This window comes from Paenibacillus barcinonensis (assembly GCF_003217495.1).
Classification (GTDB): domain Bacteria; phylum Bacillota; class Bacilli; order Paenibacillales; family Paenibacillaceae; genus Paenibacillus; species Paenibacillus barcinonensis.
On sequence record NZ_QJSW01000027.1, the window covers coordinates 1 to 19025 of the forward strand.

The 19025-nt window shown below is 49.1% G+C and carries 19 protein-coding genes and 1 rRNA gene; 1 reads left to right on the plus strand and 19 read right to left on the minus strand.

Annotated features, from left to right (window positions below; genetic code table 11):
* A 16S ribosomal RNA gene (locus DFQ00_RS25020) occupies window positions 1-171 on the minus strand; the annotation flags it as partial.
* Between the two features lie 533 nt (window positions 172-704).
* Window positions 705-1253: a hypothetical protein gene (locus DFQ00_RS25025; protein WP_110899193.1), complete on the minus strand. Its 549-nt coding sequence runs from the start codon at window positions 1251-1253 to the stop codon at window positions 705-707.
* A 90-nt stretch (window positions 1254-1343) separates the two neighbouring features.
* Between DFQ00_RS25025 and DFQ00_RS25030 the strand changes: the two genes are divergently transcribed.
* Window positions 1344-1940, plus strand: coding sequence for a TetR/AcrR family transcriptional regulator (locus tag DFQ00_RS25030; RefSeq protein WP_110899194.1), 597 nt, complete (start codon window positions 1344-1346; stop codon window positions 1938-1940).
* Between the two features lie 150 nt (window positions 1941-2090).
* Here the strand turns inward: DFQ00_RS25030 and DFQ00_RS25035 are convergent, their stop codons facing one another.
* From DFQ00_RS25035 to nadB, 17 genes are all read right to left on the minus strand, one after another.
* Complete coding sequence (locus tag DFQ00_RS25035; RefSeq protein ID WP_110899195.1) at window positions 2091-3428, minus strand: TrkH family potassium uptake protein; 1338 nt, start codon at window positions 3426-3428, stop codon at window positions 2091-2093.
* A gap of 108 nt (window positions 3429-3536) precedes the next feature.
* Window positions 3537-5048, minus strand: a complete 1512-nt coding sequence (lysS, locus tag DFQ00_RS25040; protein ID WP_110899196.1) for a lysine--tRNA ligase — start codon at window positions 5046-5048, stop codon at window positions 3537-3539.
* Window positions 5049-5162: 114 nt separating this feature from the next.
* The gene (greA, locus tag DFQ00_RS25045) at window positions 5163-5642 is read right to left on the minus strand and encodes a transcription elongation factor GreA (RefSeq protein WP_110899248.1); all 480 of its coding nucleotides are present in this window, start codon (window positions 5640-5642) and stop codon (window positions 5163-5165) included.
* Between the two features lie 254 nt (window positions 5643-5896).
* Window positions 5897-6916: a tRNA dihydrouridine synthase DusB gene (gene dusB, locus DFQ00_RS25050; RefSeq protein WP_110899197.1), complete on the minus strand. Its 1020-nt coding sequence runs from the start codon at window positions 6914-6916 to the stop codon at window positions 5897-5899.
* A gap of 155 nt (window positions 6917-7071) precedes the next feature.
* Window positions 7072-7272: a helix-turn-helix domain-containing protein gene (locus DFQ00_RS25055; protein ID WP_110899198.1), complete on the minus strand. Its 201-nt coding sequence runs from the start codon at window positions 7270-7272 to the stop codon at window positions 7072-7074.
* The gene (gene folK / locus DFQ00_RS25060; protein ID WP_110899199.1) at window positions 7233-7781 is read right to left on the minus strand and encodes a 2-amino-4-hydroxy-6-hydroxymethyldihydropteridine diphosphokinase; all 549 of its coding nucleotides are present in this window, start codon (window positions 7779-7781) and stop codon (window positions 7233-7235) included. The genes DFQ00_RS25055 and folK overlap by 40 nt, the downstream gene beginning before the upstream one ends.
* Before the next feature lie 9 nt (window positions 7782-7790).
* Window positions 7791-8153, minus strand: coding sequence for a dihydroneopterin aldolase (folB, locus tag DFQ00_RS25065; RefSeq protein WP_110899249.1), 363 nt, complete (start codon window positions 8151-8153; stop codon window positions 7791-7793).
* 86 nt (window positions 8154-8239) lie between these two features.
* Window positions 8240-9106, minus strand: coding sequence for a dihydropteroate synthase (gene folP, locus DFQ00_RS25070; RefSeq protein ID WP_110899200.1), 867 nt, complete (start codon window positions 9104-9106; stop codon window positions 8240-8242).
* On the minus strand, window positions 9103-9996 hold the full coding sequence (locus tag DFQ00_RS25075) for an aminotransferase class IV (protein WP_110899201.1): 894 nt from the start codon (window positions 9994-9996) through the stop codon (window positions 9103-9105). The genes folP and DFQ00_RS25075 overlap by 4 nt, the downstream gene beginning before the upstream one ends.
* 1 nt (window position 9997) lies before the next feature.
* Window positions 9998-10576 carry an aminodeoxychorismate/anthranilate synthase component II gene (pabA, locus tag DFQ00_RS25080; protein ID WP_110899202.1) on the minus strand — a complete coding sequence of 193 codons (579 nt, stop codon included), beginning with the start codon at window positions 10574-10576 and terminating at the stop codon, window positions 9998-10000.
* Between the two features lie 50 nt (window positions 10577-10626).
* Window positions 10627-12219 carry an anthranilate synthase component I family protein gene (locus DFQ00_RS25085; RefSeq protein WP_110899203.1) on the minus strand — a complete coding sequence of 531 codons (1593 nt, stop codon included), beginning with the start codon at window positions 12217-12219 and terminating at the stop codon, window positions 10627-10629.
* A gap of 345 nt (window positions 12220-12564) precedes the next feature.
* Window positions 12565-13503, minus strand: coding sequence for a cysteine synthase A (cysK, locus tag DFQ00_RS25090; RefSeq protein WP_110899204.1), 939 nt, complete (start codon window positions 13501-13503; stop codon window positions 12565-12567).
* Window positions 13504-13744: 241 nt separating this feature from the next.
* Window positions 13745-14695 (minus strand): peptidyl-prolyl cis-trans isomerase, encoded by a 951-nt coding sequence (locus tag DFQ00_RS25095; RefSeq protein ID WP_110899205.1) that lies wholly within the window; start codon window positions 14693-14695, stop codon window positions 13745-13747.
* A gap of 23 nt (window positions 14696-14718) precedes the next feature.
* The gene (hslO, locus tag DFQ00_RS25100; protein ID WP_110899206.1) at window positions 14719-15609 is read right to left on the minus strand and encodes an Hsp33 family molecular chaperone HslO; all 891 of its coding nucleotides are present in this window, start codon (window positions 15607-15609) and stop codon (window positions 14719-14721) included.
* Between the two features lie 110 nt (window positions 15610-15719).
* Window positions 15720-16490 (minus strand): type III pantothenate kinase, encoded by a 771-nt coding sequence (locus tag DFQ00_RS25105; RefSeq protein WP_110899207.1) that lies wholly within the window; start codon window positions 16488-16490, stop codon window positions 15720-15722.
* 6 nt (window positions 16491-16496) lie between these two features.
* A complete protein-coding gene (gene nadC, locus DFQ00_RS25110; RefSeq protein ID WP_110899208.1) occupies window positions 16497-17363 on the minus strand; it encodes a carboxylating nicotinate-nucleotide diphosphorylase in 867 nt (288 codons plus the stop codon).
* Window positions 17360-18994 (minus strand): L-aspartate oxidase, encoded by a 1635-nt coding sequence (nadB, locus tag DFQ00_RS25115; RefSeq protein WP_110899209.1) that lies wholly within the window; start codon window positions 18992-18994, stop codon window positions 17360-17362. The genes nadC and nadB overlap by 4 nt, the downstream gene beginning before the upstream one ends.
* Between the last annotated feature and the right edge of the window lie 31 nt (window positions 18995-19025).

The following is a 19025-nucleotide window of genomic DNA, read 5'->3' on the forward strand; positions in this document are numbered from 1 at the left end:
AGCTACCGTTTCCGGTAGTTGTCCCAAGCTTGAGGGCAGGTTGCCTACGTGTTACTCACCCGTCCGCCGCTAACCATCAGAGAAGCAAGCTTCTCTTCAAGTCCGCTCGACTTGCATGTATTAGGCATGCCGCCAGCGTTCGTCCTGAGCCAGGATCAAACTCTCCAATAAAGATGAATTTCGCAGCGTCGTTAAACGCTTCGGAACTCATCGGTATATCGAAAAGAGCGATAAGCTCATTTTGAATCTGACGAGATTGTTAATCTCATTGTTGTTCCAGTTTTCATACAGCCAGATGGCTTGTATCAAAAACCTTCACGTTCATTCTGCAAGCAGAATGATTACTCACTCGTTGTTCAGTTTTCAAAGATCAAACTTCGTTTTGTCACCATCGCTTGTTCGCTTCAGCAACTTTTATATCATAACATTTCCGAACCAACTTTGCAAGCTCTTTTTTTCAAGCTTCTTTTGAAGCTTTCATATTAAGAGTTGCTTGCCGCACCGTGTAAACCGTGTTTTCTTGGCCGGAATTAGAATATACCATGTTGATATTTATAATGCAAGTCTTTTTTTCAAAAAATTATCACACGATGCGCATCCTAACAATAGGAGCTTACTGATCTAGACATACGGATATCATTGATACCATATACGACATTAGGCATATGCCTATATCACAATATAAATATATATTCACGAACATGTCATCCTGCTTTATCAGCCGCTGCCTTTTTCGGCCATAGGGTATAGGTAAAGCTAATTAGGAAATCAATCCCCAATATCATTGTCCAAACTCGGATTAAGCCTGAAAATACTTCTGTCCGGCCCGCATCACCAATCCACCATATCATTACAAACAAAATAGCACTGCCTATTCCCCATGCCACTAGATGTCTAACCCAGCCGATTCGCTCGTTTCTCGCATGCTGTACTCCGTACAATTTGTTCTTTCTTGGATTATCCCCGCTTCTAAACCAGTATTGAAAGTAACGATCCGCCCAAGCAATCATCTGATGACCAAAGGCAATGCTAACACCGATATAGATCGCAGCTATGCCATGAGCCATACTTGCCACAGCTCCGCGTTGTAGATCCATTACCGTCGCAACCAGCAACATTACATCTACAACCGGTGTAGCTGCCAATAAGGCGAGTCCTAATCTTGGTTTGCCCAGCATATAACGCACACTGAGACCAGCAGCGACGAATACCCAGAAGGCAATCTCACACGCTACGATGAAATACGCAATCATATAACTCCCCCCCTTTTTAAATAATACAACTGTATTGCAATTAATTTAACACATTTGTACCACAATAATCAACAGTGATATAATAGAGCTATGCCTAAAATTGTAGACCATGACAAACAGCGCGTACTCGTAGCTGAAGCTGCTTGGCGTGTCATCCGCAGAAATGGTATGGAGCAGGCTTCTGTTCGAAATATCGCTGAGGAAGCTGGCATCTCTGTCGGCTCGATGCGCCACTATTTTTCCACACAATCGGAGTTGCTCTTATATGCAATGAATCTTGTATCCGAACGGGTGACTTCCCGGATTCAGCGCATGACCTTCGACGGTCCTCCTATGGAAGATATGAAACGGCTATTGCTTGAATTAATGCCGAACACGGATGAGAAAATGGCTGAAATGGAGGTGTGGTACGCTTTTACTGCCAAATCCAAAACTGATCCCGCACTCAAAAAGCTGGCTGATACCGTTTATAACGATATCAGACGAGCTGTTGAAATCGTCATCACTTCGCTAACCAAGCTCGAGCTTTTCAGACCTGATCTGAATCAGGCACTGGAGATTGAAAGGCTATACGCGCTTGTTGACGGCTTGGCGATCCATGCTGTGCTTAGACCCGATCAGGTGACTAGCGAGCTTATGGACAAAGCTCTCACGTTACATCTAAACTCTCTGTGCGTGAGACAATAGAAGAAGAATTTCAAATAACAACTTGCTTAGATCACTACTCCGACATCTGCCAAACAAAAAACGCAGCCTATTCAATGACACCCCCTTTTAAATTCGGGACGTTCGCATTGAATGTCTGCGTTTTTGTTTTGCATTATTACCTTTTTCTATTTACCCAATAATGATTCGACCCTCTGGATGGCGATACAGCTTTTTCTCCTTGCGCGGACGAAGTGCGTATGCAATCGTTAATGGCCCGATTCGGCCCACAAACATGGTGAAGGTTATAATCATTTTTCCCCAGTTCGTCATCTCATGGGTTACACCAACAGACAAACCTACCGTACCAATTGCCGATGCCGCTTCAAACATCAGTGAGAGAAAGGGTGCATCCTCTGTCGTAAGCAGCAGCATGACCACAATCATGAATATACTGAGAGAAACCATAATGATAGTCAACGCTCGCATGAGCAGATCTTTCGGAACACGCTGACGGAAAAAGACGATATCCTTGTTCCCGCGAATCATCGCGTAGACTGCACCAATCATAATCAGGAACGTGGTTGTCTTGATACCCCCCCCCGTTGAGCCTGGAGAAGCCCCGATGAACATGAGCAAAATGAAGAAGAATTGAGTGGCCTGCCTCATCTCTGTAATATCAATTGTACTTGTTCCAGATGATCGTGTAGAGACTGATTGGAAGAACGATGCGTAAATTTTCTCACTCCAGGTAAGCGGGGCAAGAGTATGACCGTTCGTGAATTCAAACACAAACAATACAATTGCACCAATACCAATCAACGCACCTGATACAGATAGCACCAGCTTGGACTGTAACGACAAACGGCGGCGTTTGCGATATTCAAACAGATCATTCAGTACAACAAAGCCAAGCCCGCCCGATATGACAAGAATTGATGCGGTGATGTTAAAAATCCAGTCCCCTGTGTAGTGTTGAAAGCTATTGCCAAATAAATCAAAGCCACCGTTGTTAAACAAGGAAACTGAATGAAATATGCCATAGTACACAGCCTGCATGAACGGCATCTCCGTAGCCCACAGCAGTGCCAGAATAACCGCAGCAACTCCCTCAATGGTAAAAGAGAAAATCAACACCTTGCGGATAATTCGAACAATCCCCTCCATGCTATCCGCATTAATCGCTTCCTTCAACAATAGCCTGTCCTTGAGGGATATGCGTTTGCCCAGCACAAGCGCAAACAGCGTGGCCATCGTCATAAAGCCTAACCCGCCCAGCTGCATGAGGATCATAATCACAATCTGACCGAACAGGTTAAAGGTTGTTCCGATATCCACTACAACCAGCCCGGTTACACAAGCCGCAGATGTAGCTGTAAATAAAGCATCAATAAAATCCAGACGAGTGCCACTCTGATTGGAGATCGGTAGCATCAGCAGCAACGTACCTACGGATATGATCAACAGAAAGCCACCAACCAGAATCAACGGAGGGGATAAGAATCGGGCTATGTACAGCCTAAACTTCATGGAGGGCACCTCTTTTAACATACTTTGTAAACCCAAAGAGGAACTTGCCCTTCATTACACGAGCGGGCAGGTTCCTCTTCTATTATGAACGAAGACTACGTTCCTTATTTACTCTTGTGTGCGTGGACGCATATGCGGGAAAAGCAGCACATCACGGATGGACGGCGAATTGGTCAGCAACATGATCAGACGGTCAATACCGATGCCAAGACCACCTGTTGGCGGCATACCATATTCAAGTGCACGGATGAAATCATCATCCATCTCATGAGCCTCGTCATTACCGTGCTCTTTCTCAAGCATCTGTGCTTCAAAGCGCTGACGCTGATCAATTGGATCATTCAGCTCAGTGAAGGCATTCGCATGCTCACGTCCAACAATAAACAGCTCGAAGCGGTCCGTAAAGCGTGGGTCCGCATCACTTTTCTTCGCCAGTGGCGAAATTTCAAGTGGATGTCCCATAATGAAGGTTGGCTGAATCAATGTTTCTTCAACAAACTCTTCAAAGAATGCATTGAGGATATGACCAAATGTCATATGTGGTTCAACTTTTACATTATGCTTTTTGGCCAGATCATGAGCTTCCTCATCCGTCATATGTACGGAGAAGTCTACACCCACAACTTCCTTAACGGCATCCACCATGGTAACACGGCGCCATTGCGGCGTCAGATCCACTTCATGATCTCCATACTGAATGACCTGTGTGCCGAGCACTTCCTGTGCGATATGGGCTACCAGGTTTTCGGTCAAAGCCATGATATCCTTGTAATCCGCATAAGCCTCATACAGCTCGATCATTGTAAATTCCGGATTGTGTCGTGTAGACATCCCTTCATTCCGGTATACACGGCCAATCTCATACACTTTTTCCAAACCGCCGACAATCAGGCGTTTCAGATGAAGTTCAATCGCAATCCGCATGTACAGTTCCATATCCAGCGCATTGTGATGCGTAATGAACGGACGTGCCGCGGCACCACCGGCGATCGCATGCAGCGTTGGCGTCTCTACTTCCAGATAACCATGGGAGTCGAGGTAACGACGCATAGATTGAATGATTTTGGAACGCATAATGAAGGTTTGCTGCACATCCGGGTTCATAATCAGGTCTACATAACGCTGACGATAACGCAGCTCAACATCAGTCAGACCATGATATTTATCCGGGAGCGGGTAGAGTGATTTCGACAGCACTTCCAGGTCTTTTACTTTAACGGAGGTCTCGCCTGTTTTGGTTTTGAAAACAACGCCGGTTACCCCAACGATATCTCCAAGATCAAGCAGAGTGAACGCCGTAAATTTATCCTCTGGCACGCTATCCTGACGAACATAGATCTGGATTCGGCCGCTCAGGTCCTGAATATGTGCAAAGCTTGCTTTACCCATGCCCCGCTTCGCCATAATCCGTCCGGCAATACTGACTTCGATGTGCTTCTCTTCCAGCTCTTCCTTGGTCAGTTCTTCATACTTCTTCAGAATGGAGCCGGCCTCTTCGGTACGTACGTATTTTTGGCCAAATGGGTCGATTCCCAATTTGCGGAGCTCGTCCAATTTGTCGCGGCGAATCTGTAACAGCTCGCTAAGTTCGGTTTCCTGATTCAAGACTTCATCCGTCATGATCTGTATTCATCTCCTTATTTACATTGCAGCCTGTGCGTGGACGCTTGTCCATAATGCTGAAAAAAGCTTCCCTAAGGAAGCTTTTGTCTACTACACCTGACTGCTTCGTTACTACAGCTTTTTAATATCTACAATTTTATATTGAATTACGCCAGCAGGCACACTTACATCAACCACTGTACCTTTTTTCTTGCCCAAAATCGCTTTACCTACAGGACTTTCATTGGAAATCTTGTTCTGAAGCGGATTGGATTCCGCAGTACCTACAATCGTATATTCCGTGATGTCACCAAACTCCAAATCTTCAACAATCACGGTAGCACCCACGCTCACAGCATCGGTATCGATCTCGTCGCTGTTAATGATCCGTGCATTACGAAGCATTTTCTCCAGCGTAATGATACGTCCTTCAATGAAAGCTTGCTCGTTCTTCGCATCTTCATATTCGGAGTTCTCACTGATATCACCATAGCCGATAGCTACTTTGATCCGCTCAGCCACTTCACGGCGCTTCACTGATTTCAGTGTTTCCAGTTCTTCCTCCAGCTTCTTGAGTCCTTCTGGTGTAAGGATAACTTCCTTGTCGCTCATCTCAACCGATTCTCCTGTCATGGGAATAATTTGATTGTACGGCAACGGAATCAGTGCTGATGACAGAACTCCGCCCGCATACATCTTCAAAACTATATGAAGTTCTCCAGAGAAATAGAATATTCCTCCTGATGCACTAATACTTAGCAAACGCACATGGCGAATTTATACTGAGAAATTATAGGGGAACGGTCTCGAAAAGTCAATGTTACGTCCCCTATGGCTGTAAACGTTTTACATCGAGGCTGAGATAATCAAGAGGCGTTTTCGGCAATGACCGGTTCGGACTCCAGGTTACCTTCGATTTTCAGCTGAGCTACAAAGTTCTCCAGAATGCCCACCATCTCATCCCGCTTGGTGCCTTCCATAATAACGTCTTTGATGCGTGCTGATCCCTTTAATCCCTTCAGGTACCATGCCAGATGTTTACGCATCTCAAGAACTGCAACCGTTTCATTCTTAAGTGCGATCAATCGATCCATATGCAGAACAGCTACACGGATTTTCTCTTCGGCATTCGGGTCTGGAAGTAGCTGGCCGGAGCTCAGGTACTGGATTGTCCGATACAGCATCCACGGATTGCCCAGTGCTGCACGCCCGATCATCACCCCGTCACAGCCTGTCTCGTCCAACATGCGACGAGCATCCTCAGGGGAAGATACGTCGCCATTACCGATTACAGGAATTGAGACAGCTTCTTTAACATTTTTGATATGCGACCAATCCGCTGTGCCCGTATACAGTTGCTCCCTGGTCCGGCCGTGTACGCTGACAGCACTTCCACCAGCACGCTCCACCGCAAGAGCATTTTCCACCACATAGATATGCTCGTTATCCCAGCCGATCCGCATTTTCACCGTAACCGGCTTCTCGACAGCTTCCACAACGGCAGATACCATCTCGTAGATTTTGTTCGGGTCCAGCAGCCAGCGCGCACCTGCATCACATTTGGTTACCTTGGGTACAGGGCATCCCATATTTATGTCAATAATATCCGCATTCGTTTCCTTATCCACGATTCTGGCTGCCTCGACAAGTGATTCGCGGTCGCCTCCCCAAATCTGCAGACTAAGCGGTTTCTCGCGTTCATCAACAAACAGCATCTCGCGTGTCCGCTGGTTCCCATGCACAATCGCCTTACCGCTAACCATCTCTGCGCAGACAAGACCTGTGCCGAACTCTTTGGCGATCAGACGAAAAGCCGGGTTACACACCCCCGCCATCGGTGCCAGAACGACCTGATTCTTCATTTCAATATTGCCAATCTTCAGCATGCTCGCTGTTTCACCCCTTTATCCATTCTTGAAGCCGAAACTGTACCATAGCAGATAAAGCTCCAGAGTTAACCTGATTTATTTCACGTTGTTCGTTACCGTTTCGTATAGCTTTGGCACACCAGACTCTTCGTTCTCATTACACCATATCCTTGTTATCGGGATTGACCCTGTAACTCCTCCACACTGATCGCCAGCACATCAGCAATCTTGCTGAGCTCCTGCTGCGTCACCCTGCGATTTCCACGTTCAATCGTTCCTAGAATGGCCAGGGATATGCCCGTCTCTGCTGCAAGCTCATGCTGCGTTAACCCTTTCAGCTTCCGGAATGCCCGTATTCGATTGGCCAATTGCATGTTTTCCAACGCTGTATTCCATCCTTTCCATCCAGTACAGACAACGATGCGTGTACAAAGGTATACAAGCCTGATGCCTCATCCTGCGGCACAATGTCCGACAGCGGCACCAGCACAAATGCCCGCTCTCCCATCCGGGGATGCGGCAGCTGAAGCAATTCGGTTTCTCGCGTCTCACCGTACATCCAGAGCAAGTCCAGATCCACGGTACGCGGACCCCAGCGAATATCCCGAACACGTCCAAGACGATTCTCCACATCCAGCAGCTCCGTGAGCAAAAGCTCGGGCGCCAGACTTGTACGAACTGCAATAGCCATATTCAAAAACGCAGGCTGATCTACATACCCTACCGGCTCCGTCTCATACAGCGCAGAGCAACGCAGTACAGATATGCTGGGACGGGCATCGAGAAGCGTAAGCGCCTCTAGCAGCGTCTGCTCCCGATCACCCAAATTAGCCCCCAAAGCAATATAAGCCTCTGAGGATTCAGAGGTCGAATGTGCAATCATGATTGGTTCTCACTTTCTTGAGCGGCGAAGCTCTACCGTTACGCCACCAAAATGAATATCAAACGGCGGATGCGGCTTCGTCACCTTGACTGTCAATGCATTGATAATAGTATAAGTGTCTAGTAAAGAAGATGCAATATGTTCGCCCAAAGCTTCAATTAACTGGAATGATGTATTTTCAACCATCTGTTTCACCAGCTCGTGAATCTCTGCATAATTAATCGTTTTGGTCAGATCATCATTGCGCCCAGCCTCACCAAGGTCCATATCAATCTCCAAATCAATGTAGTAGCGCTGCCCCAGCTTCCGCTCTTCCGCAAATACGCCATGATACCCGTAATACTCCATACGATGCAGCACCATTCTGTCCATCCGTTTCGCCCGCCCTCTATCTGAATTATTAACATGTAATGTAAAAAACGCTTCGCTCCCCATGGAAGGGCAACATCCGCCCTCCATCAGGATCTTCTCCGCAAGCCCGGAGAGCGATATAACATCGCATCACACATGTCCGCCGTTCTTCGAATCGGCTTCACATCATGGACACGTACCAGTTGGCAGCCTTGGGCAATGCCAAACGCGACTGTCGCCGCTGTACCTTCCAGCGCATCGTCCGCACCGACATCCAGGGTATGCTGGATAAACCGTTTGCGGGAAGTGGCGAGCAGCACAGGATATCCCAGCTCATTAAGCAGACCAAGAGAAGACATCAGCTGCAAGTTCTCGGAAATATCCTTCACAAAGCCGATGCCCGGGTCCAGTATAATCTGATGCTCCTGAACACCCGCCGCAAGTGCAAGCCGAATGCTGGCCTGCACATCACGCACAACGTCGTGCAGATAGTCGGTATAATGATGTTCCTGCCGATTATGCATCAGAATAATGGGACATCCCAGCTCAGCTGCTGTCCGGGCCATCGCCGGGTCTGCCTTGGCTCCCCATACATCGTTAATGATATGAGCGCCCGCCTGAATGGCCTGACGCGCAACATCCGCTTTGTATGTGTCCACCGAGATCGGTATGTGCGGCGCTTGGGCGTGCAAGGCTTCAATCACTGGAATAATCCGGCCAAGCTCCTCGTCTGCGCTGACCACCTTCGACCCAGGGCGGGTGGACTCCCCGCCGATATCAATCAGATCGGCTCCGTCTGCCACCATCTGCTTCGCATGAGCGACAGCTCGTTCCACACTATTGTAACGTCCACCATCCGAGAATGAATCAGGTGTCACGTTTAAAATGCCCATAATCTGTGTTCGGGCCCCCAGCGTAAGTGAAGCTGGCCCCCATTCATATTTTCGTTCATAGATGACTGGTGTAAGTGTCATGAAGTATACCCCGCTTTCTTCCGGTACATACGCAGCAGCACAGCAGTAACCGGGCCAATCTGTCCATTGCTGATCGTTGTCTCTTGTCCGTTCAAATCCCGCAGCGTTGTCACTGGAACAAGCTCGGCCACCGATCCGGTCACAAATATTTCATCCGCCTGCCGCAGTTCCTCCCACGGCGACTCTGTTTCCTTGCAAGCAATGCCCTGCTCGGCGGCGATTTCCATGACCACCGCTCTGGTGATGCCCGGCAGAATGCCGGTGGATAGCGAAGGGGTATAGAGCACCTGCTCACGCACCCAAAACACATTGCTAACCATGCCCTCTGCAACATTCCCCTCACGGGTAAGCTGTAGCCCCTCTGCGCCCTGCACTCGCTGATCCTGCTGGGCAAGCCGGTTTAGTTCACGCTTGGCTAATATGCTGTTCATGTAGTGCAGCGACTTGAACCTGACCTCGCCTTCCGGCGTATTGCGCGGTGTAGAGAGACGTTGAAGCATTTTACCATTCTCATACAGGATGGGAGAGGGTTCGGGCAGTGCTTTTGCCAATACGATGTGGGTCGGAGCGGTGTAATCTCCTGAAGGTAAACCGAGCGGCGCTTCGCCAGCAGATACGGTATAACGCACGTAAGCATCCTCAAGCTGGTTAACCTCCATCAGCCGAGATATCCAATCAGCTACTTCATCCTCAGTCACCTCAAAAGGGATACCCAATTCCGCACAGCCTGAAGCCATTCGCTCCAGATGTCGTTCCAGAAGGTAGGGCTCACCCCGGTATGTCCGAAATGTCTCAAACAGCCCGAGCCCGTACAAAAAGCCGTGATCCATTACAGGAACCACGGCGGATGCCAGTTGAACCAGCTTTCCGTTCAGCGCGGCATATTGCATGTTATACAGTTGCCTTCTGCTGTGACAGGAAGTTGCGAAGCATCTGATGACCATGGTCTGTAATAATGGATTCCGGGTGGAACTGCACCCCTTCGATAGCATACTCTTTGTGACGCAGACCCATAATTTCACCTTCTGCCGTCTCCGCCGTAATCTCCAGGCAATCCGGCAAACTGCTGCGCTCCACAATCAAGGAATGGTAACGTGTTGCTGTAAAGGGGGAAGGAAGCCCGGTAAATACCGACGTTCCCTGATGATGCATCTCGGACGTTTTGCCATGCATCATACGATCTGCACGAATGACATTGCCGCCGAACGCCTGTCCAATCGCCTGATGTCCAAGGCATACGCCAAAGATTGGAATGCTGCCTTTAAAATGATCAATAACCGCCAGACTGATCCCCGCCTCATTCGGCGTGCACGGCCCTGGAGAGATCAGAATATGATCCGGTGCCAGCGCTTCAATACCTGCCAGATCAATTTCGTCATTGCGGCGAACTTCCACCGTCTCCCCCAGTTCACCCAGATATTGAACCAGATTGTACGTAAAGGAATCATAATTGTCGATAACCAGAATCATATGCTCGCTCCTCCTCATCTTCCAGCCGCAGCATGCGGCTGGAACCTGATTTATTTTAGTTTGACCGCTTCATTCCGTTCAGATTGCTTCTCCGCTTCAGCTCGTTCACTGTAACTCACAGCTCTCATCATCGCTCTGGCCTTATTCCGACACTCTCTGTATTCACGGTAGGGATCAGAATCAATGACAATGCCTGCACCAGCCTGCACATACCCTGTCCCATCCTTGATCGCAAGGGTGCGAATGATAATATTCAGCTCCATATTGCCACTGTAATCAATCCACCCGATGGAACCTGTATAGGGACCTCTACGCACCGGTTCAAGCTCCTCGATAATTTCCATCGTACGCACTTTGGGAGCCCCCGTTATCGTGCCGCCCGGAAACGTTGCGGCAATGACATCATATACCGACAATCCCTCCGCCAGTCTGCCTTCTACCTGTGATACAAGGTGCATAACATGCGAATATTTCTCGATTGTCATTAACTCGGGCACATGGACCGAGCCATATGCGGCAATTCGTCCGATATCATTACGCTCCAGATCAACCAGCATAATATGCTCGGCTCGCTCCTTCTCACTACCCAGCAGCTCCTCCGCCATAGCCTGATCTTCTGCCGCATCACGCCCTCTTCTTCGCGTTCCGGCAATGGGACGTGCACTGACCTTGCCATTCTCAACTTTAACCAATAATTCAGGGGAGCCACTGACCAGCTGGAAGTCTGAACTGCGAAGCATCCCCATATACGGAGAAGGGTTCACGATTCGTAGCCATTCATAGATGTGCTCACCACTGGATTGAAGCAGCTTCTCATGCCTGAGCGACAAATTAACCTGAAACACATCACCTTGACGGATATACTCCTGTACCTTGTGCACCGCCTGTTCAAAGTCCTCCTGCGGGAAGGTCGTATGCCAGCCTTCTGTTTCCTGCTCCGATTCTTCCCGCCGCAATGCAAGATGCACCTGTCTATGACGCAGCTCCAGAGACTGCTGCTGCTCTTCTGCCTGAGCAAAGCCCAAAATATGAAGCCAGCGCTGCTGCATGGCTAATGCACGCCCCTTCGCTTCCACAAAGCGGCTGTGCAGATCCTGCTGCCCTGGATTCCATTCCATATGCACCATACAGAAGAGCACCTGCTGCTCATGGTCGTAAGCCCATATTTCCTCAAAACGCATCCACCAGTAATCCGGCAAAGCAGGATTGTCCTCGGCCAGCGTTGGCAGCTTCTCCAGTGACCTTGCCACATCGTAGCTCAGGTAACCGGCACAACCGCCTGCGAAATCCGGTGCTCCGTCTACCTTTGGTGCGCGGTAAGGCGCCATCCATCTTTTCAATACATCGAGCGGCTTGCCCTGTTCTGTCCGTGTAACCCCTTGAGATACGTCGTGAATGGTGGCCTCCTGCCCTTTGCCAGAAACGATGGATACGGGATTTAAGCCAAGAAAAGTGTACCTTCCTCCCTTACCATTCTCCAGCACAATAGCATCAGGGGATGCATAATGCCATGCCGCTTCCCATGTCAGCGGTAAACCGCCATGATACGGTCCCTCATCCGACCTCGTAATATAAGGCAGCATCGTCCAGCCTTGTGCAGCCCACGCTTCCCAGTCGGCGTAAGTAGTCATCTGGTGTGTCATTGCGGCCCGCCGCCCTTTCCTCTGTAGCCATATAACGTTGACTAGTACTTTACGCAGGCTCTTGTGACGGCATAAGCTAAGCTTCCATTGCAGCTTTCTTTGAGAAAGCATTTAGGCAAACAGCTTGCTTTTCACATTTTCTGTCTTCTCCGCATTGTGTACGTCTGTTCAACTTATATAGTTCTTATTGTTTGATAGTATACTAAAGCGTCGTTGCTTTTAAAAGCATTACGCAAAAAATCCTCCCCACCCGTCAGGGCAGGAAGGATTAATTTATTTTACGAAGGATACGGCAACAACAGCTTAACAGAATATAAAGTGTATGCCGGATCGTTGTACTTAGGCTTACCCCTCAAAATTGTACAGCGGCGTGCTCAGGTAACGTTCACCATTACTTGGTACGATCACAACTACACGTTTACCTGCTCCAAGCTGTTTCGCCACCTGGAGACCTGCGCGAATCGCTGCACCGGAAGAAATGCCGGACAGAATGCCCTCTTCTTTTGCAACCGTGCGAGCTGTTTCAAATGCATCATCATTCTCGATGTGGATAATTTCGTCGTAAATTTCCTGATCCAGAATCTCAGGGATAAAGTTTGCACCAATACCCTGGATTTTGTGAGGGCCTGGTTTGCCTCCAGCAAGGATTGGCGATGCTGCCGGCTCTACCGCTACAATTTTGATGCCAGGAAATGCTTCTTTAAGCACTTCACCCGTGCCCGTAATCGTTCCGCCAGTACCAATACCTGCAACGAATGCATCCACTGTTCCACCTACGGACTGAATTGCTTCAACAATTTCAGGACCTGTCGTTTCACGGTGAATTTTCACATTTGCTTTGTTCTTGAACTGCTCAGCCATGAAATATGTTGGATTCTCTTTGAGCAGTTCCTCGGCTTTCTTAACTGCGCCGTTCATTCCTTCTGCCCCAGGGGTAAGTACCAGCTCGGCACCATAAGCACGAAGCAGGTTACGACGCTCCAAGCTCATCGTTTCGGGCATTACAATAACAGCCTTGTAGCCTTTAGCCGCAGCGACCATCGCGAGACCGATTCCTGTGTTACCGCTTGTTGCTTCAATGATGGTACCGCCTGGTTTCAGCTTGCCTTCTTTTTCCGCTTCTTCAACAATGCTTACCGCGATACGATCTTTAACACTTGATCCCGGGTTCTGATACTCCAGCTTCACCAATACTTCAGCGCTGCCTTCAGGTACGATACGGTTCAGACGGACAAGCGGTGTACCTCCGATGAGTTCAGTTACGTTATTGACTACTTTAGCCATATGAATGCCCTCCTTAGTGGGATAAATATATTATTAATTCATGTATGTCATGTCTCGATGTATTTATATCCGAGTAAACGAGTAGGTATTTGATTATTTTCATCTTATCAACGTTACACGACATTGTCAATATGAGTACTCAAAAAAATACTTTGCCTTAGGCCCGGGGGCCGTAGACAAAGTATTTTTATCCAGATGCAATATCTATAAGACAGGACAATAGTCACTCATGATTATGATCTCAGGATGCCGGAATCTCAGAGATAATCACGGCTTTGTATTTATCTCGCAACATCTGCTCCACCTGTGGCAACGGATCAGCCTGACTTAGCGCAAGCTGCAAGCGAATCTCTTCATGTACTTCCTCAGGTGATTGCTCCTGTCGCTCGGCTTTATCATTCAGCTTGATAACAGCATAGCCGTCTTCCACTTCAACCGGACCACCAAGTTCACCGACTTGCAGCTGAGCAGCAAGCTTTAGAATCGACTTAGGCTGAAACGGATCATTCTGTTCAATCCAGCCCAGCTTGCCGCCAGAGTCACGGGAATAGCTGTCCACCGATTGTGTGAGGGCCGCCTCTTCAAAATCCTCCCCGTTCCTCAATGCAGTCAGCAAAGCCTCCGCTTCAGATTTCTCTTTGACAACAATCATGGACAGGTCATACTTCTCGGGTGTGATGTAGTCTTCACGATGCTCTGCCCAATACTGTTTAATATCATCATCCTTGATCTGTATGCCCGAGGTAGCGATCTTCTCCAGAAGTAAACGATAACCCGCCTCCAGCTCCAGATCCTGCTTTGAAAGACCAAGCTGCGATTTCATCGCATCATAATAAGACTTCTCGGAGTCATACCCATCCATGGCCTCAGCCATTTCTTTGGCAATCTCTTTTGGAGTCACAACCAGATTTCGCTGAACAGCCTCGGCATATACCGCTTTCCGATTCAGCATCTGAAGCAGGATTTCACTTCCGTAACGCCGTTTTAATTCATTAATCCAGGCTTGATCTGTAATGACTTCCCCATTAATGGTTGCAACAGTGCTGCCCTCTTCCTGATTCGTATCCTGAGGTTTCTCCGCTTCGTCTTTGCCTTGGTTGAGCACCTGCATAGCCATTACTGTACCCATAACCACTACACCCAGTGTCAAAATAACAACTGCTGTCCACAGTCCTTTTTCTTGTCTGTTCATACCTCATCCCGTCCCTGCATTGATCAGCTCTTCGCTTGTTCTAGGATGGTTTCTAGCTGCTCTTTATTAAAATCATAGGATTCGTTACAGAATTGGCAAACCACTTCAGCCTGCCCTTCCTCCTCAATTAACTGCTCCAGTTCGACCTGGCCCAGACTAATTAACGTTGTCTCCAACCGCTCACGTGAACAACTACAATTAAAACGAATATCCAGCTCCCCCATGACCTGCACATCTGGCAGAAGACGGCGCAGCAGCTCTTCCAGCTCAAGCCCCTCGTTCAGCAGGGTTGTTACGGGCGGCAGAGCGCCAATAGCATTCTCAATCTCCGTGATCTCCGGGTCTGTTAACCCTGGCAGCAGCTGAATAATAAAGCCACCCGCGACGATAACCGAGTTATCTGTATCTACCAAGACACCCACCCCGACTGCGGAAGGCGTCTGTTCTGATTGTGCAAAATAATACGTAAAGTCTTCACCCAGCTCACCCGAAATAATAGGGATGCTGCCACGGTACGGCTCCTTTAATCCCAGATCCTTGGTGATGTTGATGAAGCCTTCTGTACCTACAGCTCCGGCTACGTCCAGCTTACCAAAACGGTTGCTTGGCAGGTGTACATGCGGATGAGTAACGTAACCCCGTACTTCACCCTTGGCATTGGCGTCAGCTACAATCTGACCAATCGGGCCATCTCCATTCACTTGGATGGTGAGTTTCTCATTCCCCTTCAGCATCGCTCCCATAATAGCCGCTGTTGTTACTGTACGCCCCATGGCTGCTGTAGCCGTGGGAAACGTATCATGTCTTCTTCGCAATTCTTCCACCAGCTCCGTTGTCTGAACGGCAAAAGCCCTTACCTTTCCGTTCATTGCTGTACCACGGATCAACCGGTCAAGCTTGTTGTTGTTTTCCAAGTCATTCAGCCTCCTTTGGCGTAAAATTTTGTATCCATTCCTTTAACAGAAAAAAACGGCTCAACATTAGAGCTGATCCTCCAGCCTGCTGTATGCCGCCCTTTGTATGTCTACCTTTCCGTGTTCCGCTCATAGATGACTCGCAGCCCCTCAAGCGTAAGCAGTGGGTCAACCTTCTGGATACTTCGGGTCTCTTCAGCAATCAATGAAGCAAGGCCACCCGTTGCAACCACCATAGGGTCAGCATTCATCTCTTGACGAATCCGCTCCACGATGCCGTCCACCTGTCCGGCATATCCATAGATGATACCAGACTGCATTGCATGCACCGTATTACGTCCAATCACTTTCTTGGGCTTCTCCAGCTCTATACGCGGCAGCTTGGCTGCCCGCTCATAAAGCGCCTCGGTAGCGATGTGAATGCCGGGCACGATGGCTCCTCCTAAATAATGACCCTTTTCATCAATGCAGTCAAACGTTGTGGCTGTTCCAAAATCAACGACCACAAGCGGGCCGCCATACTTCTCTACGGCCGCCACAGCGTTTACGATCCGGTCCGCTCCAACCTCGCGCGGATTCTCGTATCGCAGGTTCAGGCCGGTTTTGATGCCCGGCCCCACAAGCAGTGGTTTTCTGCCCACGTATTTCTCACACATCGTCTCAATTACATTCACCAGCGGTGGAACCACCGATGAAATAATGACACCCTCAATGTCGCGAGCCGAGATACGGGACATATGAAATAAATTATAAATCAATACGCCGTATTCATCTACTGTCGACTGACGAGATGTGCTGAGACGAAAATGGTGCAGCAGTTCACGGCCCTGATATACCCCGAGCACAATGTTACTGTTGCCCACATCGACAACTAGAATCAAAGAGGTTCACCCCTCTTTCTTTTCGTTTAAATCCAGGCTGATGTCCAGGCTCTCAAAAGAATAGGTTAACCTGCCAACCGAAATTACATCCACACCCGTCTCGGCAATTCCACGAATCGTCTGCAGAGAAACGTTCCCCGATGCCTCCACCTTCACATGCGATGCCTGTTCACGAATCAGTGCAACTGCCTCGCGCATCCGATCAGGCTGCATGTTATCCAGCATAATGATATCCGCTCCGGCATGCAAGGCTTCCTGTACCTGCGCCAGATTTTCCGTTTCTACCTCAATCGTCATCGTATGCGGAATGACAGTACGTGCACGATGCACCGCTTCGGTGATTCCGCCTGCACCCTTGATATGATTATCCTTGATCATAACAGCATCATATAACCCGAATCGGTGATTAGCGCCGCCGCCAACACGCACAGCATATTTTTCCAGCAGGCGATGACCTGGTGTTGTTTTGCGTGTATCCACCAGTCTCGTCTTCAGGCCTTCAAGTGCATCCACGTAGGAACGTGTGCGCGTAGCAATGCCCGACATCCGCTGCAGCAGGTTGAGCGCGAGCCGTTCACCGGTCAGGAGCGAATGTGTGCTGCCTTCGACAACAGCCAGTATCGTGCCTGGATTAACAGCATCACCATCACTCACTTTTGCAGTAAACCGAAGTGCTGGGTCAACGACTTGAAATACAAGCTCAGCAATGGGCATGCCTGCGATGATTCCCTGATCCTTGGCATGAATCACGGCTTTGGATTCACTGCCTGTGGGGATGGTCACACTGGTTGTGACATCTCCCGCACCTACATCCTCGCGCAGCCAGCCTTTAATCGTCTCGATCAATTCTTGATTGTATCCATTCAGTATCATGACATCCATTCCTCCACAATCGCTTGTTCTCGCTGCTGCAGACTATGCTTCTGCCACATGGCATCGTCTCGGGCCGGGAAATCCTCACGATAATGAGCCCCGCGACTCTCCTCACGATGAAGTGCTCCGCTCGTCACCAGCCATGCGCAGGTAAGAAGGTTTGCATATTCCAGTTCTTCTCTGTAATTGAGGCTTTGATCCAAAAACGCAAGCTCCTGCTGCAACGTATCCAGGGCCTGCTGCAGATTTTTACCGTTTCTTCGCAAACCCACTTTACGAACCATCATCTTCTGCAGACTTAGCCGTTTTTCTGATGTCGGCTTGGATTGCTGCTGCATAGCACCCCCGTTATTCATGCTCCGAAATTTCACATCTCTGCCAAGCGAGGGTGCGAGAGAAGGCAGCAATTCAATGCGTTCCACGATTCTGCGACCAAATACAATCGCTTCAGACAAGGAGTTGCTTGCCAGGCGGTTTGCTCCATGTACGCCGGTAGACGACACTTCGCCGCAGGCAAATAACCGTGGAATGCTGCTTTCGCCGCTCAGATCGGTTTTGACACCGCCCATCATGTAATGCGCTGCAGGTGCAACCGGTATCCAATCTGTTGTCATATCAAGACCATATCGCATACAGGTTTCATAGATCGTAGGAAATCTATACTTCACCATCTCTGGCGGCTCATGTGTGATATCGAGGTAAACAAACGTGCTGTTCGTCAGCTCCATCTCGCTGACAATCGCTCTGGCTACAATATCCCGTGGTGCAAGCTCCAGCTGGGGATGGTATTTCTCCATAAATCGCTCACCCTTTACGTTACGCAGATATGCTCCTTCCCCGCGTACCGCCTCGGATACCAGGAAGCGCGGAGCACCGGGGTAACATAAAGAGGTAGGGTGGAACTGAATAAATTCCATATCACGCACAACAGCACCTGCACGATATGCCATAGCGACTCCATCCGCCGTGGCTACATCGGGATTGGTTGTATATCTATAGAGCTGTCCAGCCCCCCCAGAGCACAGTACCGTAGCTTTGGCTCTGACAAACACTTTGGAACCATCTTCTTTCAGAACCAATGCGCCGATACATTCGCCCTGATCCGTAATCAAGTCGATGACAAAATGCTCATCCCAGACGTCTATTACCGGATGCTCATGTACCTCAACGGCAAGCGCACGAACAATCTCATATCCTGTAGCGTCTCCATTGGCATGCAAAATACGGCGGTGGCTATGCGCACCTTCCTGCGTCAACGCCAGCTCGCCGTTCTCCAGGTCAAACAATGTGCCCAGACGGATCAGTTCCCTGACACCTTCCGGGCCTTCATTCACCAATACTTCAACTGCCTCGGAGCGGCATAAACCCGCTCCGGCAACAAGGGTATCCTGCTGATGGTATGCAGGCGAATCATCCTCAGCAATAACAGCCGCAATGCCTCCCTGCGCATATCGGGTGTTACTTTCGAGTAAAGACTTTTTCGTAATCATCAGCACGCGATGCTGCTCACTGGCCTTGATCGCCGTAAACAGCCCGGCGATGCCTGAACCGATCACGAGCACATCGGTCTCCACCATGGGCAGCGCAGAGAGATCAAAATCATGTATATATTGCGGTATCTGCGGTTTCATCTCATTCACCTGTCTCGGAGCAAGAGTAACG